At 71.4% G+C, this 14,840-nt stretch carries 18 protein-coding genes; 15 read left to right on the top strand and 3 right to left on the bottom strand.

Annotated elements, in window-relative coordinates:
• The first annotated feature begins 3 nt into the window (after positions 1 to 3).
• Together AB0J91_RS13725 and rocD are read left to right on the top strand one after the other, a co-directional pair.
• Positions 4 to 1,641 (top strand): serine/threonine-protein kinase, encoded by a 1,638-nt coding sequence (locus tag AB0J91_RS13725; RefSeq protein ID WP_363867907.1) that lies wholly within the window; start codon positions 4 to 6, stop codon positions 1,639 to 1,641.
• Positions 1,642 to 1,755: 114 nt separating this feature from the next.
• A complete protein-coding gene (gene rocD, locus AB0J91_RS13720) occupies positions 1,756 to 2,985 on the top strand; it encodes an ornithine--oxo-acid transaminase (RefSeq protein ID WP_363867905.1) in 1,230 nt (409 codons plus the stop codon).
• A 96-nt stretch (positions 2,986 to 3,081) separates the two neighbouring features.
• On the opposite strand, the gene zapE is transcribed toward rocD, so the two are convergent.
• Complete coding sequence (gene zapE, locus AB0J91_RS13715; RefSeq protein WP_363790837.1) at positions 3,082 to 4,113, bottom strand: cell division protein ZapE; 1,032 nt, start codon at positions 4,111 to 4,113, stop codon at positions 3,082 to 3,084.
• Between the two features lie 80 nt (positions 4,114 to 4,193).
• On the opposite strand from zapE, the gene AB0J91_RS13710 reads away from it, so the two are divergent.
• From AB0J91_RS13710 to AB0J91_RS13665, 10 genes are all read left to right on the top strand, one after another.
• Complete coding sequence (locus AB0J91_RS13710; RefSeq protein WP_363867902.1) at positions 4,194 to 4,946, top strand: pyrimidine reductase family protein; 753 nt, start codon at positions 4,194 to 4,196, stop codon at positions 4,944 to 4,946.
• A gap of 148 nt (positions 4,947 to 5,094) precedes the next feature.
• Positions 5,095 to 5,610: an Asp23/Gls24 family envelope stress response protein gene (locus tag AB0J91_RS13705; protein WP_363867899.1), complete on the top strand. Its 516-nt coding sequence runs from the start codon at positions 5,095 to 5,097 to the stop codon at positions 5,608 to 5,610.
• A 33-nt stretch (positions 5,611 to 5,643) separates the two neighbouring features.
• A complete protein-coding gene (locus AB0J91_RS13700) occupies positions 5,644 to 5,946 on the top strand; it encodes a hypothetical protein (protein ID WP_363867896.1) in 303 nt (100 codons plus the stop codon).
• A gap of 27 nt (positions 5,947 to 5,973) precedes the next feature.
• Positions 5,974 to 6,222 carry a hypothetical protein gene (locus AB0J91_RS13695; protein ID WP_363867893.1) on the top strand — a complete coding sequence of 83 codons (249 nt, stop codon included), beginning with the start codon at positions 5,974 to 5,976 and terminating at the stop codon, positions 6,220 to 6,222.
• Between the two features lie 43 nt (positions 6,223 to 6,265).
• Complete coding sequence (locus AB0J91_RS13690; RefSeq protein WP_363867890.1) at positions 6,266 to 6,448, top strand: hypothetical protein; 183 nt, start codon at positions 6,266 to 6,268, stop codon at positions 6,446 to 6,448.
• Positions 6,445 to 6,810: an Asp23/Gls24 family envelope stress response protein gene (locus AB0J91_RS13685; RefSeq protein ID WP_363790826.1), complete on the top strand. Its 366-nt coding sequence runs from the start codon at positions 6,445 to 6,447 to the stop codon at positions 6,808 to 6,810. The genes AB0J91_RS13690 and AB0J91_RS13685 overlap by 4 nt, the downstream gene beginning before the upstream one ends.
• Before the next feature lie 3 nt (positions 6,811 to 6,813).
• Entirely contained in the window at positions 6,814 to 7,350 is a 537-nt protein-coding gene (locus tag AB0J91_RS13680; RefSeq protein ID WP_363867888.1) for a DUF6286 domain-containing protein, read from the top strand.
• Positions 7,347 to 7,949: an alkaline shock response membrane anchor protein AmaP gene (gene amaP, locus AB0J91_RS13675; RefSeq protein WP_363867885.1), complete on the top strand. Its 603-nt coding sequence runs from the start codon at positions 7,347 to 7,349 to the stop codon at positions 7,947 to 7,949. The genes AB0J91_RS13680 and amaP overlap by 4 nt, the downstream gene beginning before the upstream one ends.
• Before the next feature lie 9 nt (positions 7,950 to 7,958).
• A complete protein-coding gene (locus tag AB0J91_RS13670; protein ID WP_363867882.1) occupies positions 7,959 to 9,062 on the top strand; it encodes an ATP-dependent DNA ligase in 1,104 nt (367 codons plus the stop codon).
• An 11-nt stretch (positions 9,063 to 9,073) separates the two neighbouring features.
• The gene (locus tag AB0J91_RS13665) at positions 9,074 to 9,958 is read left to right on the top strand and encodes a 2-dehydropantoate 2-reductase (protein WP_363867879.1); all 885 of its coding nucleotides are present in this window, start codon (positions 9,074 to 9,076) and stop codon (positions 9,956 to 9,958) included.
• Positions 9,959 to 10,116: 158 nt separating this feature from the next.
• On the opposite strand, the gene AB0J91_RS13660 is transcribed toward AB0J91_RS13665, so the two are convergent.
• The gene (locus AB0J91_RS13660) at positions 10,117 to 10,953 is read right to left on the bottom strand and encodes a DMT family transporter (RefSeq protein WP_363868127.1); all 837 of its coding nucleotides are present in this window, start codon (positions 10,951 to 10,953) and stop codon (positions 10,117 to 10,119) included.
• 344 nt (positions 10,954 to 11,297) lie between these two features.
• Here AB0J91_RS13660 and AB0J91_RS13655 point away from each other — a divergent pair, with 344 nt between their 5' ends.
• Positions 11,298 to 12,857 carry an alpha/beta fold hydrolase gene (locus AB0J91_RS13655; protein ID WP_363867876.1) on the top strand — a complete coding sequence of 520 codons (1,560 nt, stop codon included), beginning with the start codon at positions 11,298 to 11,300 and terminating at the stop codon, positions 12,855 to 12,857.
• A 275-nt stretch (positions 12,858 to 13,132) separates the two neighbouring features.
• Here the strand turns inward: AB0J91_RS13655 and AB0J91_RS13650 are convergent, their stop codons facing one another.
• Positions 13,133 to 13,903 carry a DUF4389 domain-containing protein gene (locus AB0J91_RS13650; RefSeq protein WP_363867874.1) on the bottom strand — a complete coding sequence of 257 codons (771 nt, stop codon included), beginning with the start codon at positions 13,901 to 13,903 and terminating at the stop codon, positions 13,133 to 13,135.
• Between the two features lie 146 nt (positions 13,904 to 14,049).
• Between AB0J91_RS13650 and AB0J91_RS13645 the strand changes: the two genes are divergently transcribed.
• Together AB0J91_RS13645 and msrB are read left to right on the top strand one after the other, a co-directional pair.
• Positions 14,050 to 14,343 (top strand): hypothetical protein, encoded by a 294-nt coding sequence (locus AB0J91_RS13645; protein ID WP_363867871.1) that lies wholly within the window; start codon positions 14,050 to 14,052, stop codon positions 14,341 to 14,343.
• A 68-nt stretch (positions 14,344 to 14,411) separates the two neighbouring features.
• Positions 14,412 to 14,828: a peptide-methionine (R)-S-oxide reductase MsrB gene (gene msrB, locus AB0J91_RS13640; RefSeq protein ID WP_363790808.1), complete on the top strand. Its 417-nt coding sequence runs from the start codon at positions 14,412 to 14,414 to the stop codon at positions 14,826 to 14,828.
• Positions 14,829 to 14,840 lie beyond the last annotated feature (12 nt).

The raw sequence follows: 14,840 nt of genomic DNA, 5'->3' as shown, positions 1-14,840 counted from the left end.
GCCGTGCAGCCGTTGCTGGCCAGCGATCCGACCAGGGTCGGCGACTACCGGCTGCTGGCACGTCTGGGCCGAGGCGCGATGGGCGGGGTCTACCTCGGCCGCTCGCGCGGTGGCCGCGTGGTCGCCGTCAAGGTCATCCGCGCCGACCTCGCCGAGGACCCGGAGTTCAGGGAGCGTTTCCGGCGCGAGGCCGACGCGGCCCACGCGGTCGGCGGGTTCTGGACCGCCGCCGTCGTCAACGCCGACCCGGACGCCGAACAGCCCTGGCTGGCCACCGAGTACGTGCCCGGCCCGACGCTGCACCAGGCCGTCGCCGACCACGGCCCGCTGCCCGAGCCCACCGTGCGCAGCCTGGGCGCCGGACTGGCCGAGGCGCTGGTGGCCATCCACAAGGTCGAGCTGGTGCACCGCGACCTCAAACCGGCCAACGTCCTGCTGGGCCCCGACGGCCCGCGCGTCATCGACTTCGGGATCTCCCGGGCGATGACCGGCCACTCGCTGACCGCGACCGGCATCTTCCTGGGCACCCCCGGGTTCTTCTCGCCCGAGCAGACGCTCGGCAGCGAAGTGGGTCCACCCAGCGACGTGTTCTCCCTCGGCGCGGTGCTGGTGTTCGCCGCCGCCGGCTGCGGACCGTTCGGCGAGGAGAGCACCGCCTCCCTGCTGTACAAGGTCGCGCACGCCGAACCCGAACTGGAGAAGGTGCCGGAAGGACTGCGGCCGCTGCTGGCCGAATGCCTGAACAAGGACCCCGCCGCCCGCCCGACCCCGGCGCAGATGCTGGACCGGATCGGTGAGACCAGCCCGCAGGGCAGCAGCTGGCTGCCGCCGACGATCACCGCGGTGATCGCCCAGCACTCGACCGAGCTGCAGCGCACGGTGCACGCCCCGGACGCTCCCCCGCCGCAGCCGGTTCCCGCGGCACCGCACGCAGCGCCCAAGCCGGTCACCCAGGCCTACACCCAGGCGCCTCCGGTCGCCGCGCCCGAGCAACCGGCCGCCGCGCCCGCACCGCGGATGCGGGACAAGATCGTGCCCTCCCCGCCGCAGAAGCGCCCGACGCAGTCGCAGCAGCAGCGCGCACCCCGCGTGCGACGGGACGGGCCGGGGCCGGAGTTCCGCACCCGGGGCCGGGTGGCCGCGGCGATGTGGACCGCGATCTTCGCCCTGCTGCTGGTCGCGGTGTTCTACCTCTCCGACCGCATGGACATCCCGTTCTACAACGGGACCGTGTCCATCAACCCGGACCGGCTGGCGATCTTCCGGCTCGGGTCCCTGCTGCTGCTGGTCGGCGCGATCTGGTCGTGCTGCCGGATGCTGGCGCCGAGCCTGCGGTTGAAGGTCAACTCCGACGGAGTCGTGGTCCACCGGATGGGCCTCACCCGTGAGATCCCGTGGCAGCAGGTCTCCCGGGTGGGCGTGGTCGGCAGGGGCAAGACGACGTCCCTGGCGGTCTGGCTGACCGACGGGTCCGCCCCGCGCTCCTCGATGTGGCACCGGGTGCGGCGCTACCACGGCGGCGCGAGGATCTACCCGGTCGGCGCGACCGGCGGCTTCCTCTCCCGGCGGCAGGAGGCCCGGCGGCTGCGCGGCGCCCTGGAGCAGTACGCGCGCGGGCGCTACGACTCACGCATGCTCTGAGCGTGCGATAGCACAACGAAGGTTCGCATTCACTCGAATATGCGCAACGAAGCGACGCAACAAGCAAGGCTTGACGACTGAAATCCACTGGACCGTCGACATAGCCTTGTGCTCATGGCTACCGCCCACCACCTCGACACCGAGTCCCGCGCCGGAGAGTTCCTGGCGCTCGACGAGCGCTACAGCGCGCACAACTACCACCCGCTCCCGGTCGTGATCGCCGAGGCCGACGGCGCCTGGATGACCGATGTGGACGGACGGCGCTACCTGGACTTCCTCGCCGGCTACTCGGCCCTGAACTTCGGGCACCGGCACCCCGAGCTGGTCGCCGCCGCCACCGAGCAGCTCGGCAAGCTGACGCTGACCAGCCGCGCGTTCCACCACGACCAGCTGGGACCGTTCTGCCGCGAGCTCGCCGAGCTCACCGGCACCGACCGGGTGCTGCCGATGAACTCCGGCGCCGAAGCGGTCGAGTCGGCGATCAAGATCGCCCGCAAGTGGGCCTACCAGGTCAAGGGCGTGCCGGAGAACCAGGCCGAGATCATCGTGGCCGGCTCCAACTTCCACGGCCGCACCACGACCATCGTCTCCTTCTCCACCGACCCGGACGCGCGCGCCGAGTTCGGCCCCTACACCCCGGGATTCGCGGTCACCGACTACGGCGACGCCGCCTCCGTCGAGGCCGCGATCAGCGAGCGGACCGCGGCGGTGCTGGTCGAGCCCATCCAGGGCGAGGCAGGCGTGGTCGTGCCGCCCGCCGACTACCTGCCCCGGCTGCGGCGGCTGTGCGACGAGCACGGCGCCCTCCTCATCTGCGACGAGATCCAGTCCGGCCTCGCCCGCACCGGTGAGCTGCTGGCCAGCGCCCACGACGGCGTCCGCGCCGATCTCTACACGCTGGGCAAGGCGCTCGGCGGCGGCATCCTGCCGGTCTCGGCGGTGGTCGGTCGCGACGACGTCATCGGCGTGCTGCAGCCCGGTCAGCACGGCTCGACCTTCGGCGGGAACCCGCTGGCGGCGGCCGTGGGCCGCGCGGTGATCCGCCTGCTGAGCACCGGCGAGTTCCAGGAGCGCTCCCGCGACCTGGGCGCTCATCTGCACGCGCGCCTCGGCGACATGATCGGCAACGGGGTGGCGCAGGTGCGCGGCCGGGGCCTGTGGGCGGGCGTGGAGATCGCGCCCGGCGGCCCCGCTGGTCGTGAGGCCAGCGAGGCGCTGATGGCCAAGGGCGTGCTGTGCAAGGAAACGCAGGACACGACGCTGCGCATCGCTCCGCCGCTGACGATCACGCGCGACGAGCTGGACACCGGCATCGACGCCATCGCCGAGGTCCTCGCGAAGTAGCCCTCGGCGGTTTTGGTCCGAACCCTCCACGATCGGTGTCCGCCATGCCCGGACGGTTCGGACCAGAACCGCCCGCTGCCGTCGCCGGCGCGCGGTTCAGGACTTGGTGAGATCCCGGGACAGAGCGGTGAGGCGGCTGATCGCCCGCAGGTACTTCTTGCGGTAGCCGCCCTGCAGCATCTCCTCGGTGAACAGGCCCGACAGCGGTGCACCCGAGACGCGGACCGGGATGGCCCGGTCGTAGAGGCGGTCCGCCAGGGCCACCAGCCGCAGCGCCACGTCCTGGTCCGGGGCCGCGTGCACGCCCGAGAGGTGCACGGCGGTGATGCCGTCGACGAGCGTGCCGTACTTCGAGGCGTGCAGACCGGCGAGGAAACCGCAGAGCTCGTCGAAGTCGTCCAGCGTCGAACCGTCGGTGGCCTCGGCGAGCCGGGACAGCTCGTCATCGGCCATCGGCGGCGGCGCGTCCGGCAGACCGCGGTGCCGGTAGTCCGGCCCGTCGACCCGCACCACTCCGAACCGGGCCGACATCGCGTGGATCTCGCGCAGGAAGTCCGCCGCGGCGAACCGGCCCTCTCCCAGCTTGTCCGGAAGCGTGTTGGACGTGGCCGCCACGTGCACACCGGCGTCGGTGAGCTTCGCGATCAGCTGCGTGACCAGCATCGTGTCGCCCGGGTCGTCCAGCTCGAACTCGTCGATGGCCAGCAGCCGGTGCTGCGAGAGCCGCTCGACGGTCGCGGCGAACCCGAGAGCGCCGACGAGGTTGGTGATCTCGACGAAGGTGCCGTAGGACTTGGTGCCCTCGGTGGCGTGCCACAACGAGGCCAGCAGGTGGGTCTTGCCGACGCCGAAACCGCCGTCGAGGTAGAGCCCGCGCTTGTCGCCGTCGGTCTTCTTCTTGCCCCCGAACATCCCGCGCAACCAACCGCCGCCACCACCGGCGGAGGCGTTGATCCGCTCGGCGAACGCCGCGCAGTCCCGCACGGCCTGCGCCTGGCTGGGCTCGTCCGGGTTGGGGATGTAGGTCTCGAAGCGCGCCGCCTCGAAGCGGGGCGGCGGCGTCATCGCCTGGACCAGCTCGTCCGGGGTGATCTCTGGACGGCGGTCGACCAGACGGGCGAAATTCATGCGACCGACTCTATAACCGGACACCGCCGAGCCAGGTCCTGGCGCCACGTGCCACTCGTCACCCGTGGTGGGATGGATCCGTGGTCGATGAGCTCTGGCCGGTGGACGGCGCGCGAGAAGCGGACGAGCGCCTGGAGGCGCACTACGCCTACCCCGAGAACCCGCACCGCCCGTGGGTGCGGGTGAACTTCGTGTCGAGCCTGGACGGCGCGGTCACCTCCGGGGGCAGCTCCCGGCCGCTGTCGGATCCGGTGGACCGCAAGGTGCTGAGCCTGATCCGCGATCTCTCCGACGTGATCCTGGTCGGCGCGGGCACCGCCGTCGCCGAGGGGTACCGGGGCGTGAAGCGCAACGCGGTCCGCGCCGAGCGCCGCACCCGCCTGGGGCTGTCCGAGGTACCACCGATCGCCGTGGTCACCGCGCGCGCCGCGCTGCCCTCGGACTCCCCGCTGCTGACCGACACGCTGGTGCCTCCGATCGTGCTCACCTGCGAGTCGGCCCCCGCGCAACAGCGGGCCGCGCTGGCCGAGGCCGGCGCCGACGTGGTGATCACGGGTACCGACCGGGTGGACCTCGCCGTCGCGCTCGACGCTCTGGATCAGCGGGGGCTTCGCCGGATCGGCTGCGAAGGCGGGCCGCAGCTGTTCGGCGGTCTCGTCGACGCCGACCTCGTCGACGAGCTCTGCCTGACCCTCTCGCCCATGCTGACCAGTGGAGACGCCGGTCGGATCGCGGCAGGCCGCGGCGCGGAGCCGCCGCACCGGATGCGGCTGGAGTCGGTGCTGCACTCGGATTCGCTGCTGTTCCTGCGTTACGGAAGAATGCGCGAGTGACGGATGTGGCGAAACGCCGACGCTGTCACCCGAGGCACCCGAATGGTGCCGCGACCGCATCTGGGACACCCTTCGGACCAGGGGCGGGCATCACTCGCGCCACACCTCGCCGACGATCTTCGGCGTACCGGGAAGGAGCTGGATTTCCATGGCCCAGAACAGCGACACATCGTCCGGCCAATCCACCCAGCAGACGGGTGCTCAGAGCGGCGAGCGGCGCATCCCGGAGACGCGCAGCGGCGGTTCGCCCGCGCGCACCGACGAGAGCTCGCAGGGCAAGACGACCATCGCCGCATCGGTCGTGCAGAAGATCGCGGGCATGGCTGCTCGCGAGATCTCCGGCATCCACGCCATGGGCGGCGGCGTCTCCCGCGCCTTCGGCGCGCTGCGCGACCGGATCCCCGGCGGCAGCGGCACTTCCTCCACCTCGGGCGTGCAGGTGGAGGTCGGCGAGAAGCAGACCGCGGTGGACCTCGACCTGGTCGTGGAGTACGGCGAGTCCATTGTGGAACTCTCGCGCGCGGTGCGGCGCAACGTGATCACCGCCGTGGAGCGGATGACCGGCCTCGAGGTCATCGAGGTCAACATCGTCGTCAACGACATCCACCTCCCCAGCGACGACGAGGAGGAGGCGCCGCAACCCGCGCAGTCGCGCGTCGAGTGACGTCGTCCGTCCGAAACCGCCTAGGAGGCCCAGTTGCCGGAGCAGCCATCCGTCAGTGAGCTCGCCGAGAAGGTGCTGGCGCACCCGTCGGTGGCGCGGCTGGCCGGCGGCGCCTTCGGGGAGATCACGTCCTACTTCCCGGGTCACCGCATCACCGGCGTGCGGATGCCCGAGGACGGGAGCGTGGAGATCGGCGTGGTGGTGCGCCTCGACCAGCCGGTCGACAAGACCGTCGCCGAGCTGCGCGAATCACTGGCCGGGCTGCTGGGCGAAACCCGGGTGGACGTCTACGTGTCCGACGTGGAAACCGCCGAGGATACGCCGGAATCGGCATGACTGGCCGGTCCCGCCTGGAGGCGCAGAATGGTGGACGTGGAGCACGATCCGGCGACGCGCGCCGAGATCCGCGCGTTCGTCCGGGCGAATCACCCGGACGTGGGAGGGGACCCGGAGGCGTTCGCCGACGGGCTCGCGCGGCTGCGCGGCAGGACCGCCGATCCCCGGTTCGACGCGCCGATCGTGGTGGAGACCAGGCCGAGCGGAGTACGGGGCCTGCTGCACCGCGTCCGATGCCGGTGGCGGCGCCGCCACGCACCTCCCCGCGTTCGATGACCCGTTCGTGCAGCAGCCCGTTTCTTCACAGGAGGCATCGGAGATGAATGCGACGCAGACCGGACTGATCTCCGGACTGATCCTCGGCACCGCCGCGGCGGTCGGCGGGTTCACCGGGTTCTTGATCGCCCTGGTGATCGGCGTGGTGGGGCTGGTCATCGGCCGGGTCCTCGACGGCGAGCTGGAGATCGGCGATCTGCTCGGCCGCTCCAAGGACCGTCGATGACCGCAGCCGCGACCAAGCCGGAGGGGACCACCTCCGACGAAGCGCTGGAGGAGCGCGGCGACCTGCACATCAACCGCACGGTGCTGCGCAAGATCGCCGAGCACGCCGCCGACGTCGACCCGGGCAGCGCGCGCAGCGGCCGCAAGCACGCCGCCGGTGCCGAGATCAGCGGACCGGACGACGCGTTGCGGGTCCGGCTGACCGTGGCGCTGCGCTACCCGAACCCGGTGCGCGACATCGTCGCCTCGATGCGCGAGCGGGTCGGCGCCGAGCTCTCCCGCATCGCGGGCTGCGAGGTGCGCAGCGTCGACGTGACCGTGTCCGGGCTGGTTCCACCGGCCGCGGCACCTCGGGTGGAGTGAGCGATGCGCCTGTTCGTACGACTCATCACCGCCGTGGCCGGCGTCGTCCTCGCCGCCGCCGGAGTGCTCGTGACCATCGAGTCGGTGTGGTCGCTGATCCGGCCGGGCGGCCGCGGTCTGATCCTCGGCCCGGCCGCGGTGCGCGACGCGCTGGCCGGGTTCTCGTGGAACGACCTGCCGGTGCGGCTCGTGGCCTGCGGGTTGATCGTGCTCGGCCTGGTGCTGCTGATCGCCGCGATGAGCGCGGGGCACCGGGAGATCCGGCTGCACGACCCGGCACCGGAGGTCACCGTCACGACCGACCGCCGTTCGCTCGCGCGGCTGGTCGGGCATCAGGTCCGCGACCAGGACGGTGTCGCGGGGGCGACCGTCACCGCCGGTGCGAAGCGGATCCGCGTCAAAGCCACCTCGCGCTTCCGGGAAACCGGTGACCTGCGGGGCCGGCTGACGGAGACCGCCGAGCACGCCGTCGGGGACCTCCCGCTGCCCAGCACGCCGAAGGTGCTGGTGTCGCTGGCCACGCCCAAGGAGCGCCGATGAGCGAGACCAAGCCGAGCAGCACCCCGATCGGTCGCGGGGCCGGGTTCGAACGCGGCGCCGTGGTCCTGCTGGGCCTGCTGTCGCTGCTGGTGGGCGCAGCCGCGATCGTCGTGGGTTCCGGAGCGCTGGGCGTGTTCCGCGCGCAGCGGCCGGTTGCCGATCCGCTGGTGGTGCAGTGGGTGCGGGACAACTCCCGGCTGGCGGCGTTGATCGGCATCGTGGCCGGACTCGTGCTGCTCGTGCTGGGCCTGTGGTGGCTGGTGCGCGCGCTGCGACCCGAACAGCGGCCGGACTTCCGCCTGGAGCACTCCGACTCGGGCGACCTCAGCGTGACGGCCGGTGCCCTCTCCGACGCCGTGCGCGCCGATGCCGAGCGGGTTCACGGCGTCAAGCGGGCCCGGGTGCGGATGGCCGGCACCGAGCGCTCGCCGTCGCTGCGCCTGACGCTGTCGCTGCAGGAGGGCACCAACGTCCGGCACGTGTGGGAGGAGCTGGACGAGAAGGTCCTCGCCCGCGCCCGCCAGGCGCTGGGACTGGAAACGCTGCCCACGGCCATCCGGCTGCGACTGGACCGCGCCCCCAAGCAACGCGTTCAGTAGGAGGCCGTCGTGCTGCCGCTGCACCCTCCGGTGAAACCGATGCTCGCCAGTCCGATCGACGGCGTGCCGCACCGCGAGGGCCTGCTGTTCGAACCGAAGTGGGACGGCTTCCGCTGCCTGGCGTTCATCGATCCCGGCAGTCCCGTGCTGCTGCAGTCGCGCACCGGGCGAGGGCTGGAGCGCTACTTCCCCGAGGTGCAGGCGACGCTCTCCCAGCAGCTGGAGCGCCCGGCGGTGCTCGACGGGGAGCTGGTGGTGATCGACCACGACTCCGTCGGGGACAAGCTCGACTGGAACCTGCTCAGCGAGCGGATCCACCCCGCCGCCAGCCGGGTCAAGGCGCTCGCCGAGCGCACCCCGGCCACCTTCATCGCGTTCGACCTGCTGGCGCTGGACGACCAGGACCTCACCGGATCGGCGCAGTCCGAACGCCGCTCGCTGCTCGCCGACCTGGGACTGGACCGCCCGGGTCTGCGCACCACCCCGGCGACCGAGGACCCGGAGCTGGCCGAGGAGTGGTTCCGGCTGTTCGAGGGCGCCGGGTTGGACGGCATCATCGCCAAGCCCCTCGACGGCCCGTACGTGCCGGGCAAGCGGACGATGTTCAAGATCAAGCACTCGCGCACCGTGGACTGCGTGGTCGCCGGGCTCCGCTGGCACGCCAACACCGAACCCGGCACCGCGGTCGGGTCGTTGCAGCTGGGGTTGCACGACGAGCACGGGGTGCTGCACCACGTCGGCGTCGTCGGTTCGTTCTCCGCCGCGCGCAGGCGCGAGCTGGCCGGGGAGCTCGCCGAGCTGATCACCGAGGGCGAGCACCCGTGGGTCGGCGAGAACGCGACCGGGCGGCGGCTGCCCGGGTCGGTGAACCGCTGGAACAGCAACGAGCAGCCGTGGGTGCCGCTGCGCCCGGAGCGGGTCGTGGAGGTCTCCTACGACCACACCGAAGGCGGGCATCCGGCCCGGTTCCGGCACACCACGCAGTTCGTGCGCTGGCGTCCCGACCGGGATCCGGAGTCCTGCGACTACGCCCAGCTGGACGAGCCGATGCGCTACGACCTCGACTCGGTTCTGTTCGGCGCAGTGCACCGGACGGATCGTTCGAGCGGGTAACGTCCGCTCCCGTGGCAGAGCGAATTGCGGTGATCGGTTCGGGTGGCATCGGCGGGGTGATCGCCGAAGCGGCGCACGCCGCGGGCCACGAGGTGACGATGTGCGTGCGCACCCCGTTCGAGCGGCTGGTGGTGGACGCGCCCGAGGGACCCGTGGAGGTCCCGGTGTCGGTGGCCACCGATCCCGGTGCCGTCGGCGGGTTCGACTGGATCGTGCTCACGACCAAGGTCCACGACGTGCCGAGCACGGCTGCCTGGCTGCACGAGCTCGACGACGGGCGCACGCCCCTGGTGGTCGTGCAGAACGGTGTCGCGCACCGCGAGTCGGTCGCCGAGCTGCGGCTGCAGGCGCCCGTGCTGCCGGCGCTGATCTACGTCGGTGCCGAGCGGACCAGTCCCGGCCGCGTGGTGCGCCGGTCCCCGGCCACCCTGCAGGTCCCCGCGGGGGATCTCGGTTCCCGGTTCGTGTCGATGCTGGCGGGCTCGGCGCTGAAGCTGCGCGAGACCCACGACTTCCACACCGCGGCCTGGCGCAAGATGCTCACCAACGTGGCGCCGAACCCGATCACCGCGCTGACCCTGCGCCGCCTGGACGTGCTCGCCGACGCCGAGGTCCAGGAGCTCTGCGCGGGCATCCTCACCGAGGCGATCGCGGTCGCCCGGGCCGAGGGGGCATCGCTCACGCAGCAGGACGCGGACAAGGTGCTCGCCGACTACACGGCCCGGATGCCTCCCACCAACGGCACCTCGATGCTCTACGACCGCATCGCCGGTCTCCCGCTGGAGCACGAGCACATCACCGGAACCCTCGTCCGGGCGGCCGACCGGCACGGCATCCCGGTCCCCCTCAACCGCACGCTCCTGACCCTCCTCCGCGCGATCAAGCCGCACCCCTAACCCCAAGATCCCCGCAAAACTCACATCCCTCCAACCGGGCATGTCATCGCAGCTCAAGGCCCTGCCCGGGTTCGGGAGTTCGAATTTCGCGCGAAATTTGAACCCGAACTTCCGGAGTCGAATTTCGCGCGAAATTCGAATTTCGTGGCCCGATCGGGTCAGTTCGCCGGTGGGTCGCTCGACTCGGGGGTCTTGCGGGTGGTGGCGACCGAGCCGACGGAGGCGATGACGACGCAGCAGATGGCCAGCCACTGCCAGCCGGTCAGGAGTTCGCCGAGGACCACCAGACCGGCGAGGGCGGCGACGGCGGGTTCGGTGCTCATCAGGATCCCGAAGACGCGAGCCGGCATCCGGCGCAGCGCTTCGAGTTCGAGCGTGTAGGGCACCACCGAGGACATCAGCGCGACCACCAGTCCGATGATCAGCACCGTCGGGCTCAGCAGCGCGGGCCCGGAGTCGAAGGCGCCGATGGGAAGCGCGACCAAGGCGCCGAAGGCCATCGCCAGCGCCAGCCCGGAGGTTCCGGTGGTGCGGCTGCCGACCTTGGCTCCGAGCAGGATGTACCCGGCCCAGCAGGCGCCCGCGGCCAGCGCGAACGCGACGCCGACCCAGTCGAGGCCGCCTTCGACGCGGGCGAGCAGGAACACACCGGTCCCGGCCAGCAGCGCCCACACCACGTCGAGCTTGCGGTGCGATCCGAACAGCGCCACCGTCAGCGGCCCGAGGAACTCGATGGTCACCGCCGCGCCCAGCGGAATCCGCTCGAAGGCCTGGTAGATGCACATGTTCATGCCGGCGAGCACCAGCCCGTACCCGGCGACCACGCGCAGCGTCGGCCAGTCCAGCCGCAGCGACGGGCGGAACACCGCCAGCAGGATCAGCGCGGCGAACACCAGGCGCATCAGCACCACGCCCGAGGCCCCGGCGACGCTGAACAGCTGCTTGGCGAACGCGGCACCCACCTGCACGCTGATCACGCCGACCAGCACCATCATCGGCGGCGGCACAGCTCCCAGCGCAGCGGCCGACACCCGGCTCGCACTCCACCGACGTTCGTCTCCCGGCCCCCAGGCGACCTGCACAACGCTCCTTCACGGCTGAACGACAACGACCAGCACGCTATCCCAGCGAACACCCGAGAAGAACGAGCGCCGAAGGTGCTTCTCCGCACCCCGTCACCGCCGGGAGGACGCCGTGCACTGGACTCTCGCATCCGGAGCCGGGTTCGGCTTCCGGCCCCGCTGAGCCACGAGGAGTCGCGGCGGACCTCCCCTAACCGAGGTCACACGTCGATCATGGGATGCTGCGTAGCAAGTTCGCCGGTCGACTAGGAGTTCTCGTGCCGCGCACCATCAACCGGGCCGGAGCCGCGCTGCTGCCGTTGCTGCTGCTGGTGGCCGCCGGTTGTTCGGTCGGGCCGTCCCAGCGCCCCGCGGTCGCCTACCACGACAGCGAGCAGCAGGTGGCGCCCGCGCCGCAGCCGCCGAAGCCGCGGCCGGTGCCGCCGCTGGGCGCCGCTCCGAACGACGCGCTGAACTGGCAGGACTGCACCGACCAGACCCGCGCCGAGCTGGGGGGCTTGCCGCCCGGTCTGACCTTCTCCTGCTCCCGCCTGCTCTCCACGCTCGACGCGCCGGAGGCACCGGAGCGGGGCACCGCGCGCAACGCCCTGATCCGCACGGGTTCCGGTCGCGTGCCGCTGGTGGTCGTGGGCGATGTCGGCGGCGAGCCGGGCACGACCTTCGCCGCGCGGATGGCCACGCAGCTGCCGCCGGAGATCCGCAACACCTTCGACATCATCGGCATGGACCGGCGAGGCACCGGCGAGTCGGAACCCGCCGACTGCGTTCAGCCGCAGCAGCGCGAGGAGGTCCTGGGCTTCGACCCGCGCGCGACCCAGCGCCCGGACCTGGACCGGCTGCTGGAGTCGGTGCTGACGGCCAGCCAGGAGTGCCTGCTCAAGCTCGACGAGCGACTGCAGGCCTACGACACCTGGCGCACTGCCTCCGACCTGGAAGAACTCCGCCTGGAGCTGGGTGTGCCGAGGTTGCACGCGATCGGCCGCGGCGAGGCCGGGCGGCTGCTGACGACCTACGCCGAGCGGTACCCGGGCGGGGTCGGGCGTTTCGTGATCGACGGCGCCCCGGACCCGACGCGCGACTCGATGGGGCAGGCCGAGTACCAGGCGCAGACCGCCGAGCAGACCTTCGACGTCTTCGCCGCCGACTGCGTCAGCCGCAACTGCCCGCTCGGGCCGAATCCCCGGCAGACCGTCAGCGACCTGGTCGAGCGCACCCGGAACACCCCGCTGCCCGCGCCGGGCACGTCGGTGCCGGCGGGCCGGGTCACGCAGGCGGTGCTGCAGGGGCTCTCCGACCGCAACGGCTGGCCCGCGCTGGCCGAGGCGCTGGCGGCGGGCAACCGCGGTGACGGTGCGCGCCTCGCCGAGCTCACCGCCCCGCTGGTCGCCGCGCAGGGGGTGAACCCGCCGTGGTTCGACGGCGACCTGATCACCAGCTGCAACGACACGACGTTGCGCGTTCCGCCGCAGCGCAGCAGCGAGATCGCGCAGGACTGGGTGAACCGCTTCCCGCTGTTCGGCGGGGTCGCGGCGCAGCGCGTGGTGTGGTGCGGTTCGTGGCCGGTTCCGCAGCAGCCGCTGCCGACTCCTCGCCGCGCGGATCTACCGCCGATCCCGGTGATCACCACGGCCCACGATCCGCGGACGCTGGCGCTGGGCACCGATCACCTGGCCGACGAGCTGCCGACCGGTGTGCCGATGCGCTGGCAGGGCGCCGGGCACGGAGCGATCACCCGCTCGACGTGCGTCACCGACGCGATCAGCCGATTCCTGGTGCAGGGGGTCGTGCCCACCGAGGGCATGGCCTGCCCGGAGTGATCCCGCAACACCCCGGGCAAGCCACCGCCGCTTCAGCCGCAGCTGGAGCAGCAGCCACAGGAAGGACCGCTGCAACTGCTGCAACAGCTGCAACCGCCCTGGTGCGGTGCGTCGGTGCCGACCATCTCCGACCTCCGATCGGTGTTGGATACCAGCACCGTCCGATGTTCCTCGCCTAGCCAACCGCCGGGACACCGCTGCACGAGCGAACCGACGTCGCCCGAGGAGTGGAACCTGCGGCTGCGATCAGTGACCGAACCGGGGTGTCGGGTCGATCATCCGAGGTAGGCGTACTGGTACTCGTGCGGTGACGGCTGGGTGGACGACACCGCGCCGTTGCCCACCATCGCGAGCACGCCGAGCACGATGAACACGATCAGCAGGATCCGCCCGCCGCGCGACATCACCAGCGGCCGCGTGCCGGCCGGGACCTTGGCCGCCTCTCCCTCCTCGCGGGCGTCGCCGAACAGCCGCTTCGGGTAGGCGCCGGTGAGCAGGTGGACGTAGGCGTTGGTGCGCATCGAGTAGCGCAGGGCGGCCACGGAGGCGTCGAAGACCGGGCGCGGGTTGCGGCCCATGACCAGGATGATCAGCCACAGGAAGAACGCCAGGACCCCGAAACCCCACGAGGTCACCGCGGCCACGATCGCCGCCGGGATCAGCAGGACGAACCGGAACAGCACCGCCCAGCGGTTGAGCGTTCCCGGCCGGATCTCGACGTCGACCGGGAACTGCGGATCGCCCACGACGAACGGCGGGTAGCGGTCGACCAGCAGCCACGCGGAGGCTCCGACCCGCGTGGAGTAGGAGATGTAGAGGGTGAGGAACCCGGAGATCCAGTCGGGGAGCCTGCCCAGGACCAGCGCGGCGAACCAGCCGATGAACACCACCACCGCCGCGGCGACGCTCAGCGCCCACAGCACGATGAAGTGCGGGATGAGAAGCAACATCCGCAGCAGCACGGTCCAGCGGCGGTGCCGCTCAGGTGGAGTGATCAGCAGCTCCGGCAGGAATCGACCCTCTTCGACTGCGGCTGACTCGCTCAACGCCACCCTCCCGTGATCCGGAATGAATTCCTCACAGCCTAGGTGTTCCACGGCGGCGACGAGCGCGATTGCCCTGGTCGGTCCGCCACTCCATCCGGTGAACTCGGCGATTCCGCTCCCCGCTGATGAGGGGATACGGTGTGCCGATGCAGCGCCGTGAATCCGAGGAGCCGGCCCGCTTCGGCGACCTGGACGACCTCGATCAGGACGATCCCGAGGTCCGCGCGTTCGCCGAGCACCGCGCGCGGATGGACCGGCCGAACTCCGAGGCCACGGTCGAAGGCATGCTGCGCGGGGTGGACGAGTTCGCCCAGAGCGCCAACCGCACCGGGGGCCACCGCAGGCTGGTGGCGGTGGCCGTCGTCGTGCTGATCCTGTTCGGCGTGCTGTTCACGGTCTGGAACGCGGTGGCCTACATGCTCGGGGCGTTCTTCGGCTGATCGTGGCCTGGACCTCGATCAGCCAGGGCGACTTAGCAATCGATCTTCGATCGCATTAGCGTGGAAGCATGGATCCGGTTGCAGGCACTCCCAAGGTCACCAAGAGCGAGCAGGAGTGGCGGGAGCAGCTCACCCCGAACGAGTTCGCGGTGCTGCGCCAGTCCGCCACCGAGCCCGCGTGGGTGGGCGAGTACGTCGACACCAAGACCACCGGCGTCTACGAGTGCCGGGGCTGCGGAGCGGAGCTGTTCCGCAGCGAGACCAAGTTCGAGTCGCACTGCGGCTGGCCGTCGTTCTACGACCCGAGCGACTCCGACGCAGTGATCATCCGCGAGGACCGCAGCATGGGCATGGTCCGCACGGAGGTCCTCTGCGCCTCCTGCCACGGTCACCTCGGCCACGTCTTCACCGGCGAGGGCTACGCGACGCCGACCGACCAGCGCTACTGCATCAACTCGATCGCCGTCCGCCTGGTCGAGAGCTGACCCGCGACAGCA

This window comes from Saccharopolyspora sp. NPDC049357, assembly GCF_040677225.1.
In the GTDB taxonomy this organism is placed as follows: Bacteria; Actinomycetota; Actinomycetes; order Mycobacteriales; family Pseudonocardiaceae; genus Saccharopolyspora.
This window is presented reverse-complemented; position numbering and strand designations above follow the sequence as displayed.